Origin of the sequence: Bariatricus sp. SGI.161 (assembly GCF_050313695.1) — a bacterium.
In the GTDB taxonomy this organism is placed as follows: Bacteria; Bacillota; Clostridia; order Lachnospirales; family Lachnospiraceae; genus JAFBIX01.
Genome location: NZ_JBNPLX010000009.1, coordinates 87,876 through 111,782 on the forward strand (window position 1 = coordinate 87,876; position 23,907 = coordinate 111,782).

25 protein-coding genes are annotated in these 23,907 nt (G+C 39.2%); 24 read left to right on the forward strand and 1 reads right to left on the reverse strand.

From position 1 onward, the window contains the following. Positions 1–3 precede the first annotated feature (3 nt). Positions 4–633, forward strand: coding sequence for an ATPase (locus ACQRBH_RS07300; protein ID WP_235231499.1), 630 nt, complete (start codon positions 4–6; stop codon positions 631–633). Here ACQRBH_RS07300 and ACQRBH_RS07305 read toward each other — a convergent pair. After that, positions 619–930: a hypothetical protein gene (locus tag ACQRBH_RS07305; protein WP_427742048.1), complete on the reverse strand. Its 312-nt coding sequence runs from the start codon at positions 928–930 to the stop codon at positions 619–621. The genes ACQRBH_RS07300 and ACQRBH_RS07305 overlap by 15 nt on opposite strands. Positions 931–1,845: 915 nt before the next feature. Between ACQRBH_RS07305 and ACQRBH_RS07310 the strand changes: the two genes are divergently transcribed. The 23 genes from ACQRBH_RS07310 (at position 1,846) to ACQRBH_RS07420 (ending at position 23,887) form a co-directional block, all read left to right on the forward strand. Then, positions 1,846–2,478, forward strand: a complete 633-nt coding sequence (locus tag ACQRBH_RS07310) for a M23 family metallopeptidase (RefSeq protein WP_427761274.1) — start codon at positions 1,846–1,848, stop codon at positions 2,476–2,478. Positions 2,479–2,535: 57 nt separating this feature from the next. After that, on the forward strand, positions 2,536–3,915 hold the full coding sequence (locus ACQRBH_RS07315) for an RsmF rRNA methyltransferase first C-terminal domain-containing protein (RefSeq protein ID WP_427742046.1): 1,380 nt from the start codon (positions 2,536–2,538) through the stop codon (positions 3,913–3,915). Further along, positions 3,915–4,631 carry a pseudouridine synthase gene (locus ACQRBH_RS07320; RefSeq protein WP_427742044.1) on the forward strand — a complete coding sequence of 239 codons (717 nt, stop codon included), beginning with the start codon at positions 3,915–3,917 and terminating at the stop codon, positions 4,629–4,631. The genes ACQRBH_RS07315 and ACQRBH_RS07320 overlap by 1 nt, the downstream gene beginning before the upstream one ends. A gap of 1 nt (position 4,632) precedes the next feature. After that, the gene (locus ACQRBH_RS07325; RefSeq protein ID WP_235231554.1) at positions 4,633–5,301 is read left to right on the forward strand and encodes an HAD family hydrolase; all 669 of its coding nucleotides are present in this window, start codon (positions 4,633–4,635) and stop codon (positions 5,299–5,301) included. Positions 5,302–5,303: 2 nt separating this feature from the next. Next, entirely contained in the window at positions 5,304–7,199 is a 1,896-nt protein-coding gene (locus ACQRBH_RS07330; protein ID WP_427742043.1) for a YgiQ family radical SAM protein, read from the forward strand. Between the two features lie 18 nt (positions 7,200–7,217). Continuing rightward, positions 7,218–7,997 (forward strand): SDR family NAD(P)-dependent oxidoreductase, encoded by a 780-nt coding sequence (locus tag ACQRBH_RS07335; RefSeq protein WP_427742042.1) that lies wholly within the window; start codon positions 7,218–7,220, stop codon positions 7,995–7,997. Positions 7,998–8,015: 18 nt separating this feature from the next. After that, positions 8,016–8,591, forward strand: a complete 576-nt coding sequence (locus ACQRBH_RS07340) for a hypothetical protein (RefSeq protein ID WP_347376277.1) — start codon at positions 8,016–8,018, stop codon at positions 8,589–8,591. Positions 8,592–8,617: 26 nt separating this feature from the next. Then, positions 8,618–9,622, forward strand: a complete 1,005-nt coding sequence (locus ACQRBH_RS07345) for an RluA family pseudouridine synthase (RefSeq protein WP_427742041.1) — start codon at positions 8,618–8,620, stop codon at positions 9,620–9,622. After that, positions 9,580–10,128, forward strand: a complete 549-nt coding sequence (locus tag ACQRBH_RS07350; protein WP_427742040.1) for a Holliday junction resolvase RecU — start codon at positions 9,580–9,582, stop codon at positions 10,126–10,128. Before ACQRBH_RS07345 ends, ACQRBH_RS07350 begins: the two co-directional genes overlap by 43 nt. A 79-nt stretch (positions 10,129–10,207) precedes the next feature. Continuing rightward, positions 10,208–11,461 carry an ATP phosphoribosyltransferase regulatory subunit gene (gene hisZ, locus ACQRBH_RS07355; protein ID WP_427742039.1) on the forward strand — a complete coding sequence of 418 codons (1,254 nt, stop codon included), beginning with the start codon at positions 10,208–10,210 and terminating at the stop codon, positions 11,459–11,461. 7 nt (positions 11,462–11,468) lie between these two features. Next, positions 11,469–12,110 (forward strand): ATP phosphoribosyltransferase, encoded by a 642-nt coding sequence (gene hisG, locus ACQRBH_RS07360; protein WP_235231487.1) that lies wholly within the window; start codon positions 11,469–11,471, stop codon positions 12,108–12,110. Positions 12,111–12,134: 24 nt separating this feature from the next. Then, entirely contained in the window at positions 12,135–13,424 is a 1,290-nt protein-coding gene (hisD, locus tag ACQRBH_RS07365) for a histidinol dehydrogenase (RefSeq protein ID WP_427742038.1), read from the forward strand. Positions 13,425–13,453: 29 nt separating this feature from the next. Continuing rightward, positions 13,454–14,041 (forward strand): imidazoleglycerol-phosphate dehydratase HisB, encoded by a 588-nt coding sequence (gene hisB / locus ACQRBH_RS07370; RefSeq protein WP_427742037.1) that lies wholly within the window; start codon positions 13,454–13,456, stop codon positions 14,039–14,041. A gap of 15 nt (positions 14,042–14,056) precedes the next feature. Continuing rightward, complete coding sequence (hisIE, locus tag ACQRBH_RS07375; protein WP_235231484.1) at positions 14,057–15,340, forward strand: bifunctional phosphoribosyl-AMP cyclohydrolase/phosphoribosyl-ATP diphosphatase HisIE; 1,284 nt, start codon at positions 14,057–14,059, stop codon at positions 15,338–15,340. A gap of 90 nt (positions 15,341–15,430) precedes the next feature. Further along, positions 15,431–15,700, forward strand: coding sequence for a hypothetical protein (locus tag ACQRBH_RS07380; protein WP_328282581.1), 270 nt, complete (start codon positions 15,431–15,433; stop codon positions 15,698–15,700). A 101-nt stretch (positions 15,701–15,801) separates the two neighbouring features. Continuing rightward, positions 15,802–16,644 (forward strand): dTDP-4-dehydrorhamnose reductase, encoded by an 843-nt coding sequence (rfbD, locus tag ACQRBH_RS07385; protein ID WP_235231482.1) that lies wholly within the window; start codon positions 15,802–15,804, stop codon positions 16,642–16,644. 1 nt (position 16,645) lies between these two features. After that, complete coding sequence (locus tag ACQRBH_RS07390; protein ID WP_235231481.1) at positions 16,646–17,968, forward strand: dicarboxylate/amino acid:cation symporter; 1,323 nt, start codon at positions 16,646–16,648, stop codon at positions 17,966–17,968. Positions 17,969–18,139: 171 nt separating this feature from the next. Next, positions 18,140–20,005: a TIGR03960 family B12-binding radical SAM protein gene (locus ACQRBH_RS07395; protein WP_427742035.1), complete on the forward strand. Its 1,866-nt coding sequence runs from the start codon at positions 18,140–18,142 to the stop codon at positions 20,003–20,005. Continuing rightward, positions 19,989–20,741 carry a TIGR03936 family radical SAM-associated protein gene (locus ACQRBH_RS07400; protein ID WP_427761275.1) on the forward strand — a complete coding sequence of 251 codons (753 nt, stop codon included), beginning with the start codon at positions 19,989–19,991 and terminating at the stop codon, positions 20,739–20,741. The genes ACQRBH_RS07395 and ACQRBH_RS07400 overlap by 17 nt, the downstream gene beginning before the upstream one ends. Further along, positions 20,734–21,216: a Cys-tRNA(Pro) deacylase gene (gene ybaK / locus ACQRBH_RS07405; protein WP_235231478.1), complete on the forward strand. Its 483-nt coding sequence runs from the start codon at positions 20,734–20,736 to the stop codon at positions 21,214–21,216. Before ACQRBH_RS07400 ends, ybaK begins: the two co-directional genes overlap by 8 nt. A 105-nt stretch (positions 21,217–21,321) precedes the next feature. Further along, positions 21,322–22,656, forward strand: a complete 1,335-nt coding sequence (locus tag ACQRBH_RS07410) for an aspartate kinase (protein ID WP_235231477.1) — start codon at positions 21,322–21,324, stop codon at positions 22,654–22,656. A 28-nt stretch (positions 22,657–22,684) separates the two neighbouring features. Next, on the forward strand, positions 22,685–23,098 hold the full coding sequence (locus ACQRBH_RS07415; protein ID WP_235231476.1) for a CBS domain-containing protein: 414 nt from the start codon (positions 22,685–22,687) through the stop codon (positions 23,096–23,098). Beyond that, positions 23,099–23,887 (forward strand): amidohydrolase family protein, encoded by a 789-nt coding sequence (locus ACQRBH_RS07420; RefSeq protein ID WP_347376270.1) that lies wholly within the window; start codon positions 23,099–23,101, stop codon positions 23,885–23,887. The last annotated feature ends 20 nt before the right edge of the window (positions 23,888–23,907 follow it).

Genomic DNA, 23,907 nt, shown 5'->3' on the forward strand with positions numbered 1-23,907 from the left:
ATTATGAGCAGCCGTATTGAACAGATTATTGAAGAGATTGAAGAGTATATCGACAGTTGTAAGTTCCAGCCGTTATCTACATCGAAAATTATTGTAAATAAAGATCAGATGGATGAATTGCTTCGTGAGCTACGCATGAAGACACCTGATGAGATTAAGAGATATCAGAAAATTATTGCAAATAAAGATGCAATCCTTGCAGATGCCCAGGCAAAAGCAGACAGTCTGATCGAAGAAGCACAGATTCATACAAGTGAGCTTGTCAGTGAACATGAGATCATGCAGCAGGCGTATGCGCAGGCTAATGAGATTGTTACGGCAGCAACAGAACAGGCACAGCAGATTCTGGATAATGCAACTAGTGATGCTAATGATATTCGAATTGGCGCATTGCAGTACACGGATGATTTGTTGGCGAATGCAGAAAGCATTATCGGTCATACATTGGATAGCTATACAACCAAGTATGATGGTCTTGTGAATTCTTTGCAGGAATGCTATGACATGGTTCGCAACAATCGTTCAGAATTGGAGATACCGGAGCAGTCATCCCGTGGATTGGAAGCAGAGTATGGCGACCAGGGTTCGGATATGGAATATGAGATAGATGATGAAGAATTAGATCAACAGTAACAGATAGATGGAAGCAAACAGGCTGGTTACCAATGCGGTAATCAGCTTTTCTATTATATAAGGAAGAATGGAAAGACCAGTCCCGTGTATCATGGATTTTGTCTGAGCGACAGAGCACCATCCGCCGAATGCAGTGAGGGCGAGAACGAATGCAATCTGGGTATTCGGCCTGATTGGTGCGGAACATAGAATCTTTATTCCTGTTGTAATTTCCAGTGATGGTAAAATAATGGAAGTGATGAGAACAGAGTGATAAGGAATATATTCTATTAATGCTATAAGAATAGAAAAAAGCATGATATACCCACCAACTTTTGTGATTGTTTCAAATCCGTCCATGATACATTTGTCTATAAGGTTTTCAAGAGTCTCTGAGCCATAATGGACTTTTGAAAACGGATGAACGGATGTTGATGTTTTGAAAGGAATCTGGTGGAATCTTCGAAAGAAAAAGCTGCAAAATATAGGAGAAAGCATAAGGATAAATAAAACAGGAAGTGTTAAGGCACTATTTTGCAAATTCTGCCACACAATGTAACTGATAATGAACATCGGGCTTGTGTTATTGCAGAATGAAAGTAGATATTGCCCTTCATTCTTTGAAATATAATTATGTTTCAGGAGATCAGCAGTTACTTTGCTTCCCATTGGATAACCACATAAAAAACCCGTTAAAATCGCAAATGCACCATATGAGGATACATGGAAGAATCTGCACATAAAAGGAGCTGTGAAGCTGGCGATCCAGTCGATAGCCGGAGTACGAAGCAATAGATTAGACAGTATGATAAAAGGGAGGAGTGTAGGAAGTACTGTATTGAACCACAGAAGAATTCCAGAGCTTGCCCCTTGGAATACACCTTGTGGAAAAATTAGCATGGAAAGAAACAGAAGAAGGACGGATAGTGTAGACAGAAAACGTTGAATTGACATATTGGGACACCGGAAAATTGCTTTTGTTTTATTCTATGGAGTGCATAGATGTTTTATGAAGAAAGATTCGCTATAAGGAATAATGAATTCTCAAAAACTATAAATAAAAGATCTTAATATTTTAAAATTTTATAGGACCGGTTCCCTGGTGAATAGGGGACTGGTCCTGTTCATATAGTGATTAAAAAGAGTTTTTTTATGAAAAAGAAAAAAACACGAAAAATTATAGTTCTATTGTTTTTGCTCTCTCTTTTTACTGTGTTGGAAACAGGTCATCTTATGGAAATGGGAAAGTATTATGGTCTACAAAAGAAAACAATCAAAGATACAGAATATCGAAGGGATTTTTTTTCGTCATCTATGAGAGAAAAAGAAGAGCTTTTATCGGATGAGTGTAAAACATTACTCCAAAATGTGGAAAAAGAAGTGAGTTATTTTCCAATTCCCGAATCGACTGTGGATAAGTCACTGAAAACATTCTATACAGACAGCTGGATGATGGAGCGTAAATACAAAGGAACAACTGGACATGAAGGGACCGATATTATGGCATCGATCAATGAAAGGGGAATCTATCCAGTAGTGAGTATGACGGATGGAACTGTCACAAACCTGGGATGGCTTGAAAAAGGAGGATATCGAATTGGCATAACATCAGAGAGTGGTACTTATTATTACTACGCCCACCTGGACTCTTATGCCGGAATTTCAGAAGGAGAACAAGTGATAGCAGGGGAACTGTTGGGATATATGGGAGATTCTGGATATGGCCCGGAAGGTACAAAAGGCAAATTCGCTGTACATCTTCATGTAGGAATCTATTCATATAAGGACGGGGAAGAGATTAGTGTGAATCCATATTACGTTTTGCGTTCTTTGGAAAATAAGAAATTAAAGTATGCTTATTTCTAGAGTTATACGAAAGAATATGTTATACTAAGCTATGTATGTAAATATGGAGGAAGAATAATGAATCTGCCTAGTGTGTTTGAAGAAAAGATGAAAGAACTCTTGGGTGAAGAGTTTGATGAATATATTGCCTGTTATGATGAGCCAAGATACTATGGTCTTCGTGTCAATACGGGGAAGATCTCTGTAGAAGAATTTCAAAAAATATGTCCGTTTGAGATTACACCGATTCCGTGGATAGAGAATGGATTTTATTATGATGGGGACCGGATATCTCCTGCCAAGCATCCGTATTATTTTGCTGGATTATATTATCTGCAAGAGCCAAGTGCAATGACACCGGCCAATCGGCTCCCTGTTGAGCCAGGGGACAGGGTTTTGGATGTCTGTGCGGCACCTGGAGGCAAGGCTACAGAATTGGGAGCAAAGCTTCAGGGACAAGGAGTACTTGTCGCGAATGATATCAGTAGCTCCAGAGCGAAAGGCCTTTTGAAAAATATTGAAGTTTTTGGAATTGGAAATGTATTGGTATTGAGCGAGGAACCGGGAAGGCTGGAAGATTATTTCGTAGAATATTTTGATAAAATCCTTATAGATGCTCCGTGTTCTGGAGAAGGAATGTTCCGCAAGGATAAAAAAATGGTAAAGGCCTGGGAAGAACATGGACCAGAATTTTTTAGTAATATTCAGAAAAGTATTATCCTCCAGGCTGCAAGAATGCTAAAACCAGGGGGAATGATGCTCTATTCGACCTGTACGTTCGATAGCCGTGAGAATGAAAGAATTATTGAACAGTTGCTTGAGAAATATCCAGAGTTTCGGATTCTGGATGTTTTACCATACGAAGGATTCTGCCAGGGAATGCTACAGTTTACAGAAGGAAAGATAGAAGATATTAAAAGAACTGTGCGAATTTTTCCTCACAAAATGAAAGGTGAGGGACATTATGTAGCTCTTTTGCAAAAGGGAGACTCATTGCGGGAAAAAGAATTAAAATTAAAAAAGAAGAATGCCAAAAGAATTCCTGAGGATCTGGAAAAGTTTATGAAAGATGTCTCCTGGGAGTTGGATAGCTCACGCCTGGATATTCATGGAGAACGAATCTATTATATGCCGGAAGATATTCCGGATGTTCGAGGAATTCGTTTTTTACGAACAGGATTGTTGCTCGGGGAGCTGAAAAAAAATCGTTTTGAACCAAGTCAGGCTTTGGCTATGTGCCTGAAAAAAGAAGAGTATGCGCATTGCATTGATCTGGCGGCGCAAGATTGCAGAGTTGCGAGGTATTTAAAGGGAGAAACAGTGGACGTCGAAGATCTGACGGGAACCAGTAAAAAGGGATGGCAGCTTGTATGTGTGGATGGTTATCCGCTTGGATGGGGAAAGCTTACAAATGGAACTCTTAAAAATAAATATTTGCCGGGATGGAGGCTGTGTTGATGATTCGTTTGGATAAGTATATGGCGGATATGGGGGTCGGGACACGCCAGGAAGTAAAAAAATATATTCGTCAGGGAAGAGTGGCTGTAAATGGGAACACTATAAAATCGCCGGAATTAAAAGTGGATGAAACAAAAGACTGTGTTACCCTTGACAAAGAAGAAATTTCCTATGCTGTTTTCGAATACTATATGTTGAATAAACCGGCTGGGGTCATCTCTGCGACTGAAGATGGGAAGGATAAGACGGTCGTTGAACTGATTCGGGGAAAAAAGAGAAAGGATCTTTTCCCCGTTGGAAGATTGGATAAAGATACAGAGGGACTGATGCTGATCACGAATGATGGGCAGCTATCTCATCTTTTGTTGTCTCCTAAAAAACATGTAGATAAAATCTATTTCGCGAAAGTTTCGGGGAAAGTGACACTGGATGATGTAGAGGCGTTTGCCAGAGGAGTGAATATCGGAACTTGTGAAAAAGAAGAGTGGACAAGACCGGGAAAATTGGAAATACTGAAAAGTGGCGAAGAATCGGAGATATTATTAACGATACAGGAAGGTAAGTACCATCAGGTGAAGCGTATGTTTCAAGCTGTGGGAAAAGAGGTTGTCTATCTTAAACGAGAAAGTATGGGACAGCTTCAGCTAGATGAAAACCTAAAACCAGGAGAATATCGGCCGCTTACGAAGAAGGAGTTGGAAGAGATTGCCTACTAAGATGCTTAGAGATGTTGATGCAATTATATTTGATTTAGATGGAACATTGGTAGATTCTATGTGGATCTGGCCATCTATTGATGATGATTATCTGGCAAAATATCATTTGACAAAGCCTGAAAATTTCCATGAAGACATGGAAGGAAAGAGTTATATTGAAGTGGCCCAGTTTTTTCTGGATACATACCCACAGCTGAATTGTACACGAGAGCAGGTTATGGATGAATGGATGGATATGGCGCATGATAAATATATGACACAAGTATTTCTGAAAGAAGGTGTCTATGAATTTATTCTGGAGATGCGAAACCTTGGGAAGAAAATTGGCATTGCCACGAGTAATGATAAAGGGCTTGCAGATGATACACTGGAAGCTTTGAATGTGGCAGAACTGTTTGATGTGGTTCGAAGTGCCTGTGAAGTTTCAGCTGGGAAGCCATCTCCCGATGTATACCTTAGGGTTGCTCAGGAATTAGGTGTAGATCCAAAGCGGTGCCTGGTCTTTGAAGATGTTCCAATGGGAATTCTGGCAGGAAAAAATGCTGGGATGAAAGTATGCGCTGTGGATGATGATTTTTCAAGACCACAAGAAGCAAAAAAACGAGAACTTGCAGATTATTATATATTTAGTTTTGATGAAATAAAAAAAGAAACTTATGAGGTGCTTTAAGAATGGAAAAAGGTTTTTTGCCTATTTGCAGACAGGATATGGAAGCTCGTGGCTGGAAGCAGGTAGATTTCGTCTATGTATCTGGAGATGCATATGTGGATCATCCATCGTTTGGCCATGCAATTATTACACGTGTTCTGGAGGCACATGGATTCAAGATAGGAATCATTGCTCAGCCGGATTGGAAGGATAAATCCAGCATTATGGAATATGGTGAGCCTAGATTAGGATTCCTTGTTTCTGCCGGTAATATGGATTCTATGGTGAATCATTATTCGGTATCCAAGAAACGTAGAAAAACAGATGCATTTACCCCTGGCGGCGTTATGGGAAAGAGGCCCGATTATGCTGCGGTTGTTTATAGTAATCTGATTCGCCAGGTATATAAGAAAACACCGATTATTTTGGGAGGAATTGAAGCAAGCTTAAGGCGTCTGGCACATTATGACTACTGGTCTGATCGCTTAAAAAGGTCGGTGCTTTTGGATTCGGGTGCGGACTTGGTGTCTTATGGAATGGGAGAACGATCTATTGTAGAGATTGCTGAGGCGTTGGATAGTGGAATTGATGTCAAAGATATTACATTTATTCCAGGAACTGTTTATAAAGCTAAGAATCTGGATAGTGTATATGATGCGATTACACTTCCTGGTTTTGAAGATTTAAAAGCGGACAAGTTGAACTATGCCCGAAGTTTTTATACACAGTATTGTAATACGGATCCTTTCGTGGGAAAACGTCTGGTAGAGCCTTATGAAGAGCATCTCTATGTGGTTCAGAATCCGCCGGCCAGACCATTGAGCCAGGCGGAAATGGACAGAATTTACAGTTACCCCTATATGCGTACTTACCATCCATCTTACGAAGCGATGGGAGGGGTTCCGGCAATCTCAGAAGTGAAGTTTAGTCTAATCAGCAATCGTGGATGCTTTGGCGGCTGCAATTTCTGTGCTTTGACCTTTCATCAGGGAAGAATTCTGCAGACAAGGAGTCACGAATCACTGCTGGCTGAAGCGAGACAGTTTATCTGGGATAAGGATTTTAAAGGCTATATACACGATGTAGGGGGACCTACAGCGAACTTTCGACATCCTTCTTGTGAAAAGCAGTTGACTCGAGGAGTATGTAAGGAGAAGCAGTGCTTGTTCCCACGTCCATGTCGGAACCTGAAAGCGGATCATCAGGATTATATTCAATTACTGAGAAAATTAAGAGAACTGCCAAATGTTAAAAAAGTATTTATTCGTTCGGGAATTCGATTTGATTATGTGATGGCAGATAAAGATGATACATTTTTCCGCGAATTGTGTGAATTTCATGTAAGTGGACAGTTAAAAGTTGCACCGGAACATGTGTCGGATGCAGTTCTTCAGAAGATGGGAAAACCTGAAAACAGCGTTTATCAGGCTTTTGTAAAAAAATATAAAAAGATTAATCAAGAAATTCACAAAGAACAGTATCTGGTGCCGTATCTGATGTCTTCGCATCCGGGTTCAACGATGAAGGAAGCAATTGAATTAGCGGAATATCTGAGAGATCTTGGGTATATGCCAGAACAGGTGCAGGATTTTTATCCGACTCCGTCGACGATATCTACATGTATGTATTATACGGGTGTGGATCCACGAGATATGAAACCTGTCTACGTGCCGAAAAATCCTCATGAAAAGGCGATGCAGAGAGCTCTTATTCAGTATCGTAATCCAAAGAATTATGATTTGGTACTGGAAGCTTTGAAAAAAGCAGGAAGAATGGATCTGGTCGGATATGACAAGCATTGTCTGATACGTCCAAGACATTCTGATTTTATTCCGAACCAAAAGAATGACAGGAATCAAAAAGGCAAGCCGAAAAAGAAAAAAGCAATTCGCAATGTTCACAAAAAGAAAACAAAATAATAACAGAGATACAAGGAGATGATTGCAGTGAGAATCGCAATTATAACAGGCGCATCCTCTGGAATGGGAAGAGCGTTTGCCTGCCAGATTTCGAGATTATATAAGAATCTGGATGAATTATGGGTAGTAGCTAGGAGAACCGAACGTTTAAAAGAGCTTCAGGAACAATTGACGCTTCCGGTCAGAACATTTGACGGTGATCTTCAAAGAGAATATATATTTGAACGAGTGGAAAGAGAATTGGATCGCCATCAGGCAGATGTCCGCATGCTTGTGAATGCGGCAGGATATGGCAAGATGGGATGCTTTGCAAAGGTTGATATAAAAGAACAAAGTGGAATGATTGATTTGAATTGTAAAGCGTTGACAAAAATGATTCAAATCTGTCTGCCTTATTTTTCGAAGGGAAGTAGAATTCTTAATGTTGCATCTGCGGCTGCTTTTGCTCCGCAGCCTGGATTTGCTGTGTATGCGGCTTCGAAATCGTATGTGTACAGTTTGTCGCTGGCGTTGAGAACAGAACTGAAAAGTAGGGGCATTTTTGTAACAGCCGTATGTCCGGGACCTGTTGATACAGAATTTTTTGAACGCTCAGGATCTTTGCCAAATTCCTTTAAATCATCTGTGAAAGTGTCTTCTAAAGAAGTGGTAAAACTGGCACTCATGGATTCTGTGAGGAAAAAACCTGTATCTGTCTATGGATATGCAATGAAGAGCGCAAGGGGATTGACGAAACTGCTGCCATATACATGGATAACTGATATTATGGGAGCTGCAAACAAAATAAGTGAAATATAGCAGGGAGTGTACTTAAAGATGAAAATTGAAAAAGGGCATCCGGGGTATATCAAATCACAAAAAACAAAATATCTGATTTGGTCTATTCTGGAATTTGGAATTGTAATTGCAATTTTTGTACTGGGATATGTACAGACAAAAACACGTTTGAATTTGTTTACGGTAATTGCGGTTGTAGGCTGCCTTCCGGCAGCAAAGATGTTAGTTGAGTTTATTACAATGGCACCGCATAAGAGTATTGAGCCGGAAAAATATCAGGAAATTCATGAGAAAGCTAATCTTCTCACACAAGTTTATGATATGGTCATCACAAGCAGTGAAAAAGTAATGCCGGTTGATGCAATCGTAATCTCAGACCATATAGTATGTGGTTATACGAGCAGCCCTAAGACGGATGAAACAGCACTTGCAAAGCATATCAAGAATATTTTAAAAAATCATCGATATGATAAGATGACGGTGAAAATATTTCATGATTATGTTGCGTTTTTATCGCGGGCAGAGGGAATGAATAATATTGCGGCGGTCGATAAGCCGAACTCAAGGAAGAAAGAACGAGAAATTAAGAATATTATCTTAAGTATTTCTATGTAATATAAGTGTTTCTAAAAAGGACTACTATGAAAGAGATTGTAATAAAACCTAATGAAGCTGGACAAAGACTGGATAAACTATTGAAAAAATACTTAAGTGAGGCACCATGCAGTTTCATATATAAGATGCTTCGAAAGAAAAATATTGTGCTGAATGGTAAGAAAGCAACGGGAAATGAAAAATTATCTGTTGGAGACAGTGTGAAGTTATTTTTGGCTGATGAAACAATTCAAAAGTTTTCTTCTCCATTCCAGAATTCTTCTGTCGATAGAATAGAATCTGTTCCTTTGGATATTGTATATGAAGACAAACAGATACTGCTAATCAATAAGCCTTCTGGTATGTTGTCACAAAGGGCTGAAAAGAGTGATATTTCTGTAGTAGAATATGTGATATCATATCTTATTAATAAGAAAGAAATCAGCGAAGAGGATTTGAAGACATTCAGACCTTCTATTTGTAATCGACTGGATCGCAATACCAGCGGATTGATTGTGGCTGGAAAGACACTCATTTGTCTACAGACCATGGGACATCTTTTGAAAGAAAGAACATTGAAAAAGTATTATCTGTGCATTGTAAAAGGAAGAATTCTAAAGCCCAGGCATATTTATGGATATATTCAAAAAGATGAGAGAACGAATAAAGTAACGGTAAGTAAGTCTGGTGATGTTCCGATTGAGACAGAATATGTTCCGATTGCCTGGAATGATTCGATGACATTGCTGCGTGTTCATCTGATTACCGGAAAAACTCATCAAATCCGTGCTCATCTTGCATCTGAAGGACACCCACTTTTGGGAGATTACAAGTATGGAGATTGCGTCTGGAATGATTCTTTTCGGAAAAAGTATAAGGTTACATCTCAGCTGCTGCATGCATATCAGCTTGAATTTCCAGAGCTGACATCTCCGTTTGAAGATGTTTCGAGAAAAACTTATACAGCGAAAGTACCGACAGAATTTTGGAAAGTAATAAAGGAGACAGCATGGCAACATGGAACTCAAGAGGCCTTAGAGGTTCAACATTAGAAGAGATGGTCAATCGGACCAATGAATGGTATCTGGAAAAAGGACTGGCGTTGATGCAGAAGATTCCGACACCAATCACGCCGGTAAAAATGGATAAGGAACATCGTCATATTACGTTGGCATATTTTGATCAGAGAAGTACGATTGATTATATTGGAGCAGTTCAAGGCATCCCTGTGTGTTTTGACGCAAAGGAATGTGTGGCGGATACATTTCCACTGCAGAATATTCATGAGCATCAGATTCAGTTCATGATTAATTTTGAAAAACAGGATGGAATTGCTTTTATATTAATCTATTATTCAGCGAAAAATATTTTATATTATATGCGCCTTAAAGAATTGTTGGTGTTCTGGAAGAGGGCAAAAGAAGGCGGCAGAAAAAGTTTTCGCTTGGAAGAGTTGGATGACCGGTTTTTTATGGAATTTCATCATGGATGTTACGTCCCTTATCTCGACGCAATAAACTTAGATTTGGAACTGAGAGAGGAACTTGACAAAGAGTAGGAAAATGCTTATAATTCAATAAGGTTTTTAACGTGGTAGCATGTTAAAGTGGAAAGATTACAATGATTTTGGAGGAAATATGAAAAAAGTATTGCATACTCCGGAAGGAGTCAGAGATATATACAATGTAGAATGTGGAAAAAGACTTGCGCTGGAAGGACGTCTTAAAAAGGTATTTCACCTCTACGGATACCATGATATCCAGCCACCGACATTTGAATATTTTGATGTGTTTGGAAAAGAGATTGGTACCATTCCATCCAAAGATTTATATAAGTTTTTTGATAAAGACGGGAATACACTTGCACTGCGTCCGGATATCACTCCGTCCATCGCGCGTGCAGTTGCAACCTTATTCAAAGAAGAAGAATTGCCGATTCGTCTTTGTTATACCGGAAACACGTTTGTAAACCATTCTAATTATCAGGGACGTCTGCGTGAGACAACTCAGATGGGTGCTGAGTTAATGGGAGATGATTCTGTTGAGGCAGATGCTGAGATGCTTGCACTGGTCATTGAATCTCTGCTTACGATAGGATTAAAAGAATTTCAGTTAAATGTGGGAAATGTAGACTTCTTTCAGAGCCTGATAGAAGATGCCTGCCTGGATGAAGAAGCAGAAGAGCGTGTCAGAGAATTGATCAATAATCGTAATTACTTTGGAGTAGAAGAATTTCTTGAGAGTATCCAGGTGAAGAGAAGTTCTAAAGAGGCGTTCGCTGCACTAAACGAGTTGGTCGGTGGCGTAGATATTCTCGTTCATGCTAAAAATATTGCACCGAATTCAAAAGGTGTAATGGCAATTCGCCGCCTGGAAAAGATCTATGATACATTAAAGCTATACGGGGTAGAAAAGTTCGTGAACTTTGATTTGAGTATGACAGGTACGTATGGATATTATACAGGTATTATTTTCCGGGGATATACATTCGGAACAGGAGATGCGATTGTAAAAGGTGGACGATATGATCATTTGATTGAAAAGTTCGGCAAGCAATCTCCGTCTATAGGCTTTGCTATTGTACTGGATGAATTGATGAATGCTTTGACTCGCCAGAAAATTCGCATTGTATATACCAGAAAGAATACAATGATCATATACGATGAAGGAAAACAAAGAGAGGCTATTGCCCTCGCAAAAGATTTCCGAAGAAAGGCAAAGAATGCAGAACTTATTAAGAAAGACAAAGGAAAGCTATTAGAAGATTATGTAGCATATGGAAAAGAATATTATGCCGGCAATCTGATTTACATCAAGAAATCAGGGGAAATTACCATGATTAATCTGGTGACTGGTGAGCATAAGATTGTGAATAGTACAGATAGGAGTTAGTGACAACATGAGATACCTTACATTTGCTTTGGGAAAAGGACGTCTGGCAAAACAGACACTGGAATTATTTGAAAAGATTGGAATTACCTGTGAGGAAATGAAAGATAAAGATTCAAGAAAATTAATCTTTACAAACGAAGAATTAAAACTTCGATTCTTTCTTGCAAAGGGTCCTGATGTTCCTACTTATGTAGAGTATGGTGCAGCTGATATCGGAGTTGTAGGAAAAGATACCATCCTTGAGGAGGGGCGTAAAGTCCACGAGGTGCTTGATCTTGGATATGGAAAGTGCAGAATGTGTGTCTGTGGTTATAAGGATGCAGCACCATTACTTCAACATCATGAGTTGATTCGCGTTGCGACGAAATATCCGAACATTGCTAAGGACTATTTCTATAATACCAAGCATCAGACGGTAGAGATCATTAAGTTAAATGGTTCTATTGAGCTTGCTCCGATTGTAGGATTGTCAGAAGTAATTGTAGATATTGTTGAGACTGGGTCTACCTTGAAGGAAAATGGTCTGGAAGTATTAGAAGAAGTATGTCCTCTGTCTGCAAGAATGATCGTGAATCCAGTGAGCATGCGTATGGAAAGCGACAGAATTAAGTCACTTCTTACAAAGCTTCGTACACAGATACAGATATAGATAATATAGAAAGGATGCGATTGTATGAGAATACAACATTTGGATAAAGATACGAGACAGAATCTTTTGGAAGATCTTTTAAAGAGAAGTCCTAATAATTATGGTCAGTATGAACAGGGAGTCGCTGAGATCTTAGAACGCGTGAAAACAGAAAAAGACCAGGCACTTTTTGATTATACGAAGAAGTTTGATCAAGCAATTATATCTGCTGAGAATATCCGGGTTACAGAAGAAGAGATTCAGGAGGCATATGATCTGGCAGATCCGGCATTGGTCGACATTATCCGAAAGGCACTGCATAATATTAAGACTTATCATGAGAAGCAGAGACAATACAGTTGGTTTGACAGTAAACCAGATGGGACGATGCTTGGACAGAAGGTAACACCATTACATAGAGTTGGCGTGTATGTGCCGGGCGGGAAAGCTGTCTATCCGTCTTCTGTATTGATGAATATTGTTCCGGCAAAGGTAGCCGGTGTGGATGAAATTATTATGGTGACACCTCCGGGAAGGGATGGTAAAGTTACGCCGAATACTCTGATTGCGGCCTGCGAGGCAGGTGCAGATGCGATCTACAAAGTAGGAGGAGCGCAGGCAATCGGAGCATTAGCCTATGGTACGGAAAGTATTCCAAAAGTAGATAAGATTGTGGGACCTGGCAATATATATGTAGCGTTGGCGAAGAAAGCAGTTTATGGTCATGTCAGTATTGATGCCATTGCAGGACCAAGTGAGATTCTCGTCATTGCAGATGATACGGCCAATCCCAGATATGTTGCAGCGGATCTGCTGTCGCAGGCAGAACATGATGAATTAGCATCTGCAATTCTGGTAACGACAAGTGAAGAATTGGCACAAAAGGTATCGGACGAAGTGGATGAATTCGTAAAAGTATTATCCCGAAAAGAAATTATACAGAAGTCTTTGGATAATTATGGATATATCCTTGTGGCAGATACCATGGAAGAAGTGATTGAGATTGCAAATGATATTGCGTCAGAACATTTGGAGATTCAGACAAAGAATCCTTATGATGTGATGACAAAAATCCGCAATGCCGGAGCGATTTTTATAGGCGAATATTCCAGTGAGCCTCTGGGAGATTATTTTGCTGGACCAAACCATGTCCTTCCTACGAATGGAACTGCAAAATTTTTCTCTCCATTATCAGTGGATGATTTTATCAAAAAATCAAGCATTATTGCATATTCAAGAGAAGCGCTGGAAGAGATCCATGAAGATATTGAGAATTTTGCAAAAGCAGAGCAATTAACTGCGCATGCAAATTCCATCAAGGTTCGTTTTGAATAAGAACAGAGATAAAATAGGAGGCGCGTAATATGGAGCGGACAGCCAGTTGTACAAGAAAAACAAAAGAAACAGATATTATGGTAACATTGAATCTGGATGGCACCGGAAAAACAAATATTGATACAGGGGTCGGCTTTTTTAATCATATGCTGGATGGATTTGCCAGACATGGATTATTTGACTTAACTGTAAAGGTAAAAGGTGATCTCGAGGTGGACTGCCATCATACTATTGAAGATACTGGGATTGTGTTAGGACAGGCAATAATGGAAGCAATTGGCGATAAAGTCGGAATTAGGCGTTATGGTCATTTTATCCTTCCAATGGATGAGACCTTGGCATTGTGTGCCGTAGATTTGTCAGGAAGACCGTATCTAAGATTTGATTCTGAATTTACGGTCGATTGCATTGGAGATATGGACACTGAAATGATAAAGGAATTCTTCTATGCGGTATCTTATAGTGCCATGATGAATATTCATCTTCGTGTTTTAGATGGCGAGAACAATCATCACAAGGCAGAAGCACTGTTTAAAAGTTTTGGAAAAGCTCTGGACATGGCAACGATGGATGAGCCGAGAATACAGGAAGCATGGACGACAAAAGGAAGCCTATAAAAGGAGAAGATAGATATGAATTTTAAAAAATTGATTCCTTGCCTGTTTATTGCAGGAGGAAAAGCTGTAAAATGGTTCGATGACCATACTGTAATTTCAGAAGATGCTGTTGCACTTGCGAAGAGTTATAGTGACAATGGAGCGGATGAATTATTGATATTTGATTTATCAGAATCGGATGAGGAACATGATGAGTCGATAGATTTGATGAAACGTATGAATCGTGTGATTCGTATTCCAATGGTAGCTGGTGGTAATGTAAAGAGACAGGAAGATATTAAGAAAATATTATATGCAGGTGCAAAACGAGCAATGGTCAATTTTTCAAAGCAAGGAAGTGGAAAGCTTCTGGAAGATGCTGCCAAGAGATTTGGTAAGGAAAAACTGGCAGTTTCCTTGCAGGATTTTGATGCATTATTCAAACATCAGCACATTATTCAGGAATGCTGCAGTGAAATTGTATTTATGCATAGATTAGACTTGAATTCTGTTGTTAATGTAACGGATGTTCCATGTGTAATTGTGACGGATACGATGGAAGAAGATGAGTTATTCAAAATCCTGAAATGTTCTGGTGTGAAAGGACTGTCCGGGAAATATGTCAGTCAGACGGATATGGATTTTGATGCATTTAAGACGAAATGTGGAAAAGAAGATATTGCAATGACTTCTTTTGAGAGTATTATGGAATTTTCCCAATTTAAAACCAATGAGCAGGGCTTACTTCCTGTGGTTGTTCAACACTACAAAACACAGGAAGTATTGATGCTGGCTTATATGAATGAAGAAGCGTTTAATCAGACGATTAAGACAGGTAAGATGACCTATTTTAGCAGGAGTAGACAACAGCTTTGGGTCAAAGGTGAGACAAGTGGGCATTTTCAGTATGTAAAGTCTCTGACAATTGACTGCGATTATGATACATTGCTTGCAAAGGTAGATCAGGTTGGTGTGGCGTGTCATACAGGAAATCCAACATGCTTTTTCCAGCCGCTTGCAGGAACGGATTATGATGAGACCAATCCGTTAAAGGTATTTGAGTCGGTATATGCTACTATTGTCGACCGAAAAATGAATCCAAAAGAGGGTTCTTATACGAATTATCTGTTTGACAAAGGAATTGATAAGATTCTGAAGAAAGTTGGAGAAGAAGCTACAGAAGTTGTTATTGCGGCAAAGAATCCGAATCCGGAAGAGGTAAAGTATGAATTATCGGACTTCCTCTACCATGCCATGGTATTAATGGTAGAAAAAGGAATTACCTGGGAAGATATTATCAAAGAATTGGCTGAACGCTAGTGTCTGAAGATGAATAGAAAGGATTTCTGAATCATATAGTTTATCGGGGTGATATTCTTGAATGATTCAGAAAAGCGTAGAAGGCAATTATTGGAGCAGACGAGGGAACTTTATAGTGACCGTAGATCAATACCGGCCGTTCATCCTCGTTATGGAATGGCATATCGAGAAATATATGGAGAAGACCAGATACCTGTACGGGGAACACTTGGGTTACGTGCATTTCTATGTTTTATGCTTTTTGCGGTGTTTGTAACTATGAAGACCCAGGAAAAGGAAGTGTTGAATGTAGACAGCGATCGCATTGTGGAAGAAATTACTTATGATCTGGATGTGGCAGAAGTATGGAAAAACCTATAACTTGACACTGTTTATTGAAATTGATATAATATTCGTAATGAGAAGATAAAGCGTTGATTATAGTAAAATCAACGCTTTTCGTATGTTGAGGAGGTTTTTATATGTTAAAAGTATGGATTGTAGGTTCGAACGGGCAGCTTGGAACTGCAATTAACGATGTGATTGATCCTTTGGAAATGGAAGTGTTTAACACAGATAAAGAAGAATTGGACATCACTAAGACAGACGAAGTACTTAGTTTCGGAGAGATCAATCGTCCAGATGTCATTATTAACTGTTCCGGAGTTACGGATGTTGATCTGTGTGAGAGGGAACCGGAACTGGCATATAGAGTCAATGCACTGGGTGCGAGAAACTTGAGTATCGTGGCACGTAAGGTGGGTGCGAAGATGGTGCAGCTGTCCACAGATGATGTGTTCGATGGACTGAGTAAGACTCCTTATAGTGAGTTTGATGATACCAATCCCAAGACTGTGTATGGACGTTCGAAAAGAGCTGGCGAGAATTATGTAAAAGAGTTCACACACAAGCATTTTATCGTTCGAAGTAATTGGGTCTATGGAAGAGGAAATAATTTTGTGACCAGAGTCCTTGCAGCTGCTGAGGAAGGGAAGGTACTATCTGTAGCATCAGATCAGTTTGGTTCTCCGACAAGTGCCAAGGATCTTGCAAGAATTATTCTATATCTGATTCAGACCAACGAATATGGAACATATCATGCTACTTGCAAAGGTGTATGTAATCGATATGAATTTGCGCTGGAGATATTGAGACTTGCAGGTAAGAATGCAGAATTAAAAACCGTTCCTACCAATGAATCTGATCTTTCTTCTGCCAGACCGGCATATGCGGTGCTTGATAATTTTATCCTTAGGATCATAGATGTTTATGAGATGCCGGATTGGAAGGATTCATTAAAGGAATATATGAATGAGGTGGTGTAATATGAAAAAAGCAAAAGAAAAGAAAAAGATAGGGCTTACAACGAAGATATTTATTTCGTTGATCTTGGGAGCAATATTTGGAATTATATTATGTTATATGGTACCATCCAGCCATATAAAAGATGACATAATTGTAGAAGGAATATTATATGTAATTGGACAAGGCTTCATTCGTCTGATGAAGATGCTGGTTGTTCCTTTGGTATTCTGTTCTCTGGTATGTGGAAGTATGTCTATCGGTGATACGAAGAAATTAGGAACTGTCGGTGTGCGTACTTTGGTTTTTTATCTCTTTACAACAGCCCTTGCTGTTACGGTAGCACTTTCTGTTGGAAATATTATTAATCCAGGTGTTGGATTGGATATGAGTGCGGTTCAGTCCAATGCGGCGGATGTGCAGAGCATGGAAGCTACAAGCCTTACGGATACATTATTGAATATTATTCCTGATAATCCGATCAATTCACTTGCGAATGGAAATATGCTACAGATTATTGTGTTTGCGTTGATTGTAGGTATTATTCTTGCAAAATTAGGAGAGCGCACAGAGACCGTCGGTAACTTCTTCAGTCAGTTCAATGATATTATGATGGAAATGACTATGATGGTCATGAGTCTGGCACCAATAGGGGTGTTTTGCCTGATTTCCAGAACTTTTGCGAATATTGGTTTCAGCGCATTTGTTCCACTGGCGAAATATATGATAGGTGTATTGATTGCTCTTGCAATTCAGTGTTTCGTAGTATATATGGCGCTATTGAAAGTATTTACCGGGCTGAATCCGATTATATTCATTAAGAATTTCTTCCCTGTCATGGCATTTGCGTTTTCAACGGCAACATCTAATGCGACGATCCCAATGTCCATTGACACTTTGAGCAAAAAGATGGGTGTGTCTAAGAAGATTTCTTCATTCACGATTCCTCTTGGTGCTACGATCAATATGGATGGAACAGCAATTATGCAAGGTGTGGCAGTTGTTTTTGCGGCACAGGCATTTGGGATTCATCTTAGTTTGACAGATTATCTAACGGTTATTGGTACTGCAACTCTGGCATCTATTGGAACAGCGGGTGTTCCAAGTGTTGGCCTTGTTACACTGACAATGGTATTTAACTCCGTAGGACTTCCGGTAGAAGCAATCGGTCTTATCATGGGTATTGACCGTATTCTGGATATGACCAGAACTGCTGTTAACATTACAGGTGATGCAGTATGTACAACGATTGTTGCTAATCAAAATAAAGCTTTAGATCGAGAAGTATTTAACAATTCTGGGAAAGAGTCGAGAAAACAGAAAGAAATGGGAAGCGATGTAAAGTAATAATATAATTAGGGAACGATCAGCTATGATAGTTGGTCGTTTTTCTTTGCTTATATATGAAAAACCGAATATCGTTTTTGACATATCTGATTTGTTATAGTACAATTTGAAGAAGTGAGCAGATAGATGGTCAGAGTTTATGTTAATTTTATGATAATGAGGTGTTAATTAGTGAGAAAACTGGCGTTAAGTGATGATATTTTAATGAAAATAGAAAAACCAGCACGTTATATCGGAGGAGAAGTAAACTCCGTGATGAAATCTAAAGAAAACATAGATATTAGATTTGCGATGTGTTTCCCAGACGTCTATGAGATTGGAATGTCTCATCTGGGAATACAGATATTGTATGATATGTTTAACCGAAGAGAGGACATATGGTGTGAGCGAGTCTATTCCCCCTGGATGGATCTGGATCAAATCATGCGAGAGGAGCATATCCCACTTTTCGCCTTAGAATCACAGGATCCAATCAAAGAATTTGATTTTCTGGGAATTACGATTCAGTATGAAATGTGTTATACAAACATTCTTCAGGTACTGGATCTTAGCGGGATTCCATTAAAATCCAGTGAACGTACGGAGGATGATCCGATTATAATTGGGGGAGGACCTTGTACTTATAATCCAGAACCGCTTGCCGAATTTTTTGATATGTTCTATATCGGTGAAGGTGAGACCGTATATTATGAATTGATGGATCTTTATAAAGAAAACAAGAAAAATGGTGGTTCTAAAAAGAACTACTTTGAAAAAGCTGCGGAAATAGAAGGTGTCTATATCCCGGCATTTTATGATGTAGAATATAAAGAGGATGGGACGATTGCTTCATTTATTCCGAATAATCCACACGCAAAAGAGAAGATTCACAAGCAGATGGTATTAGATGTGACCGAAACGTTTTATCCACAGGCTCCTGTAGTTCCATTCATTAAAGCGACACAGGACAGAGTGGTATTAGAGATTCAGCGGGGATGTATCCGGGGATGTCGGTTTTGTCAGGCTGGTATGTTGTATCGCCCAACACGAGAACGTGATGTTGAGATGCTCAAGCAATGTGCATACGATATGTTAAAAAATACCGGACATGAAGAGATTTCATTAAGCTCTTTAAGTTCCAGTGATTATAGTCAGTTAAAAGAACTCGTTACTTTTTTGATAGATGAATTTAAAGATCAGGGAATCAATATCTCTTTGCCTTCTCTTAGAATCGATGCATTTTCTCTGGATGTAATGGGGAAGGTTCAGGATATTCGTAAGAGCAGTCTGACATTTGCGCCGGAGGCTGGCTCTCAGCGTATGAGAGATGTAATCAACAAAGGTCTTACAGAAGAAATTATTCTGGATGGTGCCGGACAGGCATTTGAAGGTGGATGGAATAAGGTCAAGCTTTATTTCATGTTGGGACTTCCGACGGAGACAGAAGAGGACATGAAAGAGATCCCAAGGCTTGCAGATAAGATTGCAAGACGTTATTATGAGATTCCTAAGGATCAACGTAATGGAAAGTGTCAGATAACGACAAGTACTTCTTTCTTTATTCCAAAGCCTTTTACTCCTTTTCAATGGGCGAGAATGTATACGAATGAGGAATACATTGCCAGAGCAGCAGTTGTAAAACATGAATTTCAAGAGCAATTAAACCGTAAGAGCTTAAAGTATCACTGGCATGATGCGGAAGTTACAGTATTGGAAGGTGTATTTGCCCGTGGAGACAGGAGAGTCAGTAAAGTGCTCTTGGAAGCCTATCAGTCAGGATGTATCTACGATTCCTGGAGTGAGACTTTTGATAACGAAAAGTGGATGAAAGCATTTGAAAATACGGGAATTGATATAGGGTTCTATAACTTAAGAGAACGCGATGAATCCGAGATCTTCCCATGGGATTTTATTGATATCGGAGTAACCAAAGCATTTTTGAGAAGAGAATGGGAACGTGCAATGAGGGGGGAAACCACACCGAATTGTAGGATCCAGTGCTCTGGTTGTGGAGCAGCAACATTCGGAGGAGGTGTCTGTTTTGAAGGCAAGAATTAAATTTCGAAAATATGGGATTATGAAGTTTATAGGTCATCTGGATGTTATGCGATTCTTTCAGAAGGTTATGCGGCGGGCGGATATTCCTATCGCTTTCACTGGCGGGTACAGCCCGCATATGATTATGTCTTTTGCGCAGCCTCTGGGTGTAGGCATTACTAGTGATGGTGAGTATCTGGATATCGAATTAAAGGAACCGATTGATTCAAAAGAGGCTGTACGCAGAATGAATCAGGTTATGGTAGAGGGGATTGAGATCGTAAGCTTTCGACAGATCCCGGATGATAAGAAATATAGTGGTATGACTATTGTTGATGCTGCCGATTATAAAGTGACACTTTTGGAGTCTTTTAAGTCGTCTGATGTCATGCTACCTGTTCCGCGGGATTGGTCAGAAAAGGTTGATTCCTTTATGGCCCAACCACAAATTGTTGTATGGAAGAAAACAAAACGTAGTGAAAAAGAAGTAGATATCAAACCGATGATCTATAAAATGCAGGTGTCAGAAGATAATATATATCTTTTATTAGCTACAGGAAGCGAACAGAATCTGAAGCCGAATCTTGTTATGGAAGCTTTTTTGTCATATATTGGGGAGAATCCAGAAGAAGTGCCGCTTCATTTTCATCGATTGGAAGTATATGCTGAGAATTCGGATACTTCATCAGAAGAGGCTTTTGTTTCGCTGGAATCATTAGGAACAGATATCATATTAGGAGTTGAATCTTATGAGTAAAAAAGAAGTAAAGACTAATGCAATGCGTATGTTAGATCGTCAAAAGATTCCTTATGAATATGAGGAATATGAATGTGATGAGTTTACAGATGGAATCCAGGTGGCAGATAAATTGGGATATGATCATTCGCTTGTATATAAGACCCTGGTGACAACGGGGAAGACAGGACAGCATTATGTGTTTGTAATTCCGATTGAAGAAGAGATTGATTTTAAGAAAGCAGCTAAAGTTGTCGGTGAAAAATCTTTGGAAATGCTTCATCTGAAGGATTTGACAAAAGTTACAGGCTATGTGCGTGGAGGATGTACGGCAATTGGTATGAAAAAGCAATTTCCAACGGTTATTCAGGAATCAGCAGAAGCATTAGAGTATATGCATGTAAGTGGGGGAAAACTTGGAATGCAGATTAAGTTAAGACCTGCTGATTTGCAAAAAGCATCAAATGCTACATTTGCAGATGTTGTTCAGTATTAAATTTCATGAAGATAGTCCATTGCAGATGTCTGGAAAATGATGTAATATATGGAAAGAGTATAAGTAAAACCAGTAGAAAAAGCAGTTTGGAGGATTACAGAAAAGATGAAGAAGGTTGTAAAATTTGGTGGAAGTTCGTTGGCAAGTGCCGAGCAGTTTAAAAAAGTTGGCAGAATTATCCGGAAGGAAGAAAGTAGAAAATACGTTGTTCCTTCAGCACCTGGAAAACGTACGCCAGATGATACAAAGGTTACGGATATGTTATATAGTTGTTATGGGATTGCTATTTTAGACCATGATGAATATGAAGAAGAAGTAGAAAAGCAGCTATTGGCAATTAAGGCACGTTATGATGAGATTATCCAGGGCCTTGGTCTGTCGATTAGTCTGGACGATGAATTTAAGACGATCCGTACCAACTTCAGCCGTAAGATCGGAAGAGATTATGCTGCATCAAGAGGTGAATATTTAAATGGTATCGTTATGGCAGCATATTTGGGATATGAATTTATTGATGCTGCAGATGTAATTAAATTTGATGAAGATGGCAATTTTGACAGTGAAAAAACGGATGCAATTCTTTCTGCGAGACTTGCCAAGACAGAGCGTGCTGTTATTCCGGGTTTCTATGGATCTATGCCAGACGGAAGAATTAAAACATTTTCAAGAGGCGGATCAGATGTTACAGGTTCGATTGTTGCAAAAGCTGTTCACGCAGAGATGTATGAAAACTGGACAGATGTATCAGGTTTTCTGATTGCAGATCCGAGGGTTGTAAAGAATCCAAAATCGATCGATGTGATTACATATCGGGAATTGCGAGAATTGTCTTATATGGGAGCATCTGTTTTGCATGAAGATGCGATTTTCCCAGTTCGAAAGGAAGGAATTCCTATTAATATACGTAATACAAATGCACCAGAGGATAAAGGAACATTAATTGTCGAAGACACTTGCAGAAAGCCAAGATTCGTAATCACAGGAGTTGCCGGTAAGAAAGACTTTGCCTCTATTACGGTAGAAAAGGCAATGATGAACTCGGAAGTAGGATTCTGTAAAAAAGTGTTGGAAGTTTTTGAAGAAAATGATATCTCTATTGAGCATATGCCTTCTGGAATTGACACAATGACAATTTTTGTTCATCAGGATGAATTTGAAGAGAAAGAGCAGAAAGTTATTGCAGGTATTCACAGAGCTGTAGAGCCGGATTTTCTCGAGTTAGAATCCGATCTTGCTTTGATTGCTGTTGTAGGAAGAGGTATGCGTGCGACTAGGGGAACCTCTGGAAGAATATTCTCTGCGTTGGCACATGCAAATGTGAATGTAAAAATGATTGATCAGGGGTCCAGTGAATTGAATATTATCATTGGTGTAAGAAACCATGATTTCAGTGTTGCAATTAATGCGATTTATGACATATTTGTTAATACAATGATTTAACTTATAAAGACTTGGGGAGGTCTTCATCATGAATATTTTGTTTTTTATTAAGCCTAAAAGCGAACTGGCGTATATTTATGACTACCATACTCTGCGGCAGGCGCTGGAGATCATGGAATACCACAAGTATTCTTCTGTACCGATCTTAAATAAAGAGGGGAAATATGTAGGGTCTATTACTGAAGGTGATCTTTTGTGGTCTTTGAAAAAGTGGAATATATTGAATTTGAAAGATGCAGAAGATATTAGTATTATGAAAGTCGAGCGCAGACTTGACTATCAATGTGTGACTGCAAAATCCAATATGGAAGATTTGATCGGTAAAGCTATGGAACAGAATTTTGTCCCGGTTGTGGATGATCAGGGACATTTTATTGGAATTATAACAAGACGTGATATCATTGGATATTGCTATGATAAGATGAAAGAATGTGAGGATTAGATGATTATTGATTTTCATACACATATGTTTCCAGATAAGATAGCGAAAGGAACCATAGAATTTTTACAAAATGTCTGTCAGATCAGACCATTTACAGACGGCACTTATCATGGGTTGCTGGAATCAACAGAAGAAGCTGGTATTGATATCTCAGTGGCACTTCCGGCAGTCACGAAAGTATCGCAGATTGAATCGGTCAATCGGTTCGCAGCGAAGTATCTGGAAGGATCGGTTATTTCTTTTGGAGGTATTCATCCTGCAAGTATTAATTATAAGGAACAGCTTCGCGAAATCAAATCTATGGGAATGAAAGGAATAAAACTGCATCCAGATTATCAGGATATGTATTTTAATGATATATGTTTCAAAAGATTAATTTCTTATGCATCTGAGCTGGGATTTATTATTGTTGTACATGCAGGTGTAGATCCGAAGTGTCCAGAAGATGTTCACTGTACACCACAGATGGCTTGCGAGGTATTAAAAGAAGTGGAACCTGAAAAGATGATTCTTGCCCATATGGGTGGAAATGAACTGTGGGATGATGTGGAGGATTATCTGGTCGGTCAAGATGTGTATTTTGATACTGGAGTAGTGTTAGATCGTATGCCAGAAGAACAGTTTGTTCGGATCGTGAGAAATCATGGCGCAGATAAAATATTATTTGCAACGGATTCACCGTGGGGAGGGCAGAAGGAATTTGTAGAAATCCTATCCAATATGCCGTTGACAGAAGAAGAAAAAGAAATGATATTTTCTAAAAATGCCTGCAAATTGTTAAATTTATAAAGAGAGTATCTTTAAGGAGA

Coding starts and splice junctions, on each gene's coding strand:
- ACQRBH_RS07300 (WP_235231499.1), top strand. CDS start 4: ATGAGCAGCCGTATTGAACAGATTATTGAAGAGATTGAAGAGTATATC.
- ACQRBH_RS07305 (WP_427742048.1), bottom strand. CDS start 930: ATGCTTTTTTCTATTCTTATAGCATTAATAGAATATATTCCTTATCAC.
- ACQRBH_RS07310 (WP_427761274.1), top strand. CDS start 1,846: ATGGAAATGGGAAAGTATTATGGTCTACAAAAGAAAACAATCAAAGAT.
- ACQRBH_RS07315 (WP_427742046.1), top strand. CDS start 2,536: ATGAATCTGCCTAGTGTGTTTGAAGAAAAGATGAAAGAACTCTTGGGT.
- ACQRBH_RS07320 (WP_427742044.1), top strand. CDS start 3,915: ATGATTCGTTTGGATAAGTATATGGCGGATATGGGGGTCGGGACACGC.
- ACQRBH_RS07325 (WP_235231554.1), top strand. CDS start 4,633: ATGCTTAGAGATGTTGATGCAATTATATTTGATTTAGATGGAACATTG.
- ACQRBH_RS07330 (WP_427742043.1), top strand. CDS start 5,304: ATGGAAAAAGGTTTTTTGCCTATTTGCAGACAGGATATGGAAGCTCGT.
- ACQRBH_RS07335 (WP_427742042.1), top strand. CDS start 7,218: ATGATTGCAGTGAGAATCGCAATTATAACAGGCGCATCCTCTGGAATG.
- ACQRBH_RS07340 (WP_347376277.1), top strand. CDS start 8,016: ATGAAAATTGAAAAAGGGCATCCGGGGTATATCAAATCACAAAAAACA.
- ACQRBH_RS07345 (WP_427742041.1), top strand. CDS start 8,618: ATGAAAGAGATTGTAATAAAACCTAATGAAGCTGGACAAAGACTGGAT.
- ACQRBH_RS07350 (WP_427742040.1), top strand. CDS start 9,580: ATGGCAACATGGAACTCAAGAGGCCTTAGAGGTTCAACATTAGAAGAG.
- hisZ (WP_427742039.1), top strand. CDS start 10,208: ATGAAAAAAGTATTGCATACTCCGGAAGGAGTCAGAGATATATACAAT.
- hisG (WP_235231487.1), top strand. CDS start 11,469: ATGAGATACCTTACATTTGCTTTGGGAAAAGGACGTCTGGCAAAACAG.
- hisD (WP_427742038.1), top strand. CDS start 12,135: ATGAGAATACAACATTTGGATAAAGATACGAGACAGAATCTTTTGGAA.
- hisB (WP_427742037.1), top strand. CDS start 13,454: ATGGAGCGGACAGCCAGTTGTACAAGAAAAACAAAAGAAACAGATATT.
- hisIE (WP_235231484.1), top strand. CDS start 14,057: ATGAATTTTAAAAAATTGATTCCTTGCCTGTTTATTGCAGGAGGAAAA.
- rfbD (WP_235231482.1), top strand. CDS start 15,802: ATGTTAAAAGTATGGATTGTAGGTTCGAACGGGCAGCTTGGAACTGCA.
- ACQRBH_RS07390 (WP_235231481.1), top strand. CDS start 16,646: ATGAAAAAAGCAAAAGAAAAGAAAAAGATAGGGCTTACAACGAAGATA.
- ybaK (WP_235231478.1), top strand. CDS start 20,734: ATGAGTAAAAAAGAAGTAAAGACTAATGCAATGCGTATGTTAGATCGT.
- ACQRBH_RS07410 (WP_235231477.1), top strand. CDS start 21,322: ATGAAGAAGGTTGTAAAATTTGGTGGAAGTTCGTTGGCAAGTGCCGAG.
- ACQRBH_RS07415 (WP_235231476.1), top strand. CDS start 22,685: ATGAATATTTTGTTTTTTATTAAGCCTAAAAGCGAACTGGCGTATATT.
- ACQRBH_RS07420 (WP_347376270.1), top strand. CDS start 23,099: ATGATTATTGATTTTCATACACATATGTTTCCAGATAAGATAGCGAAA.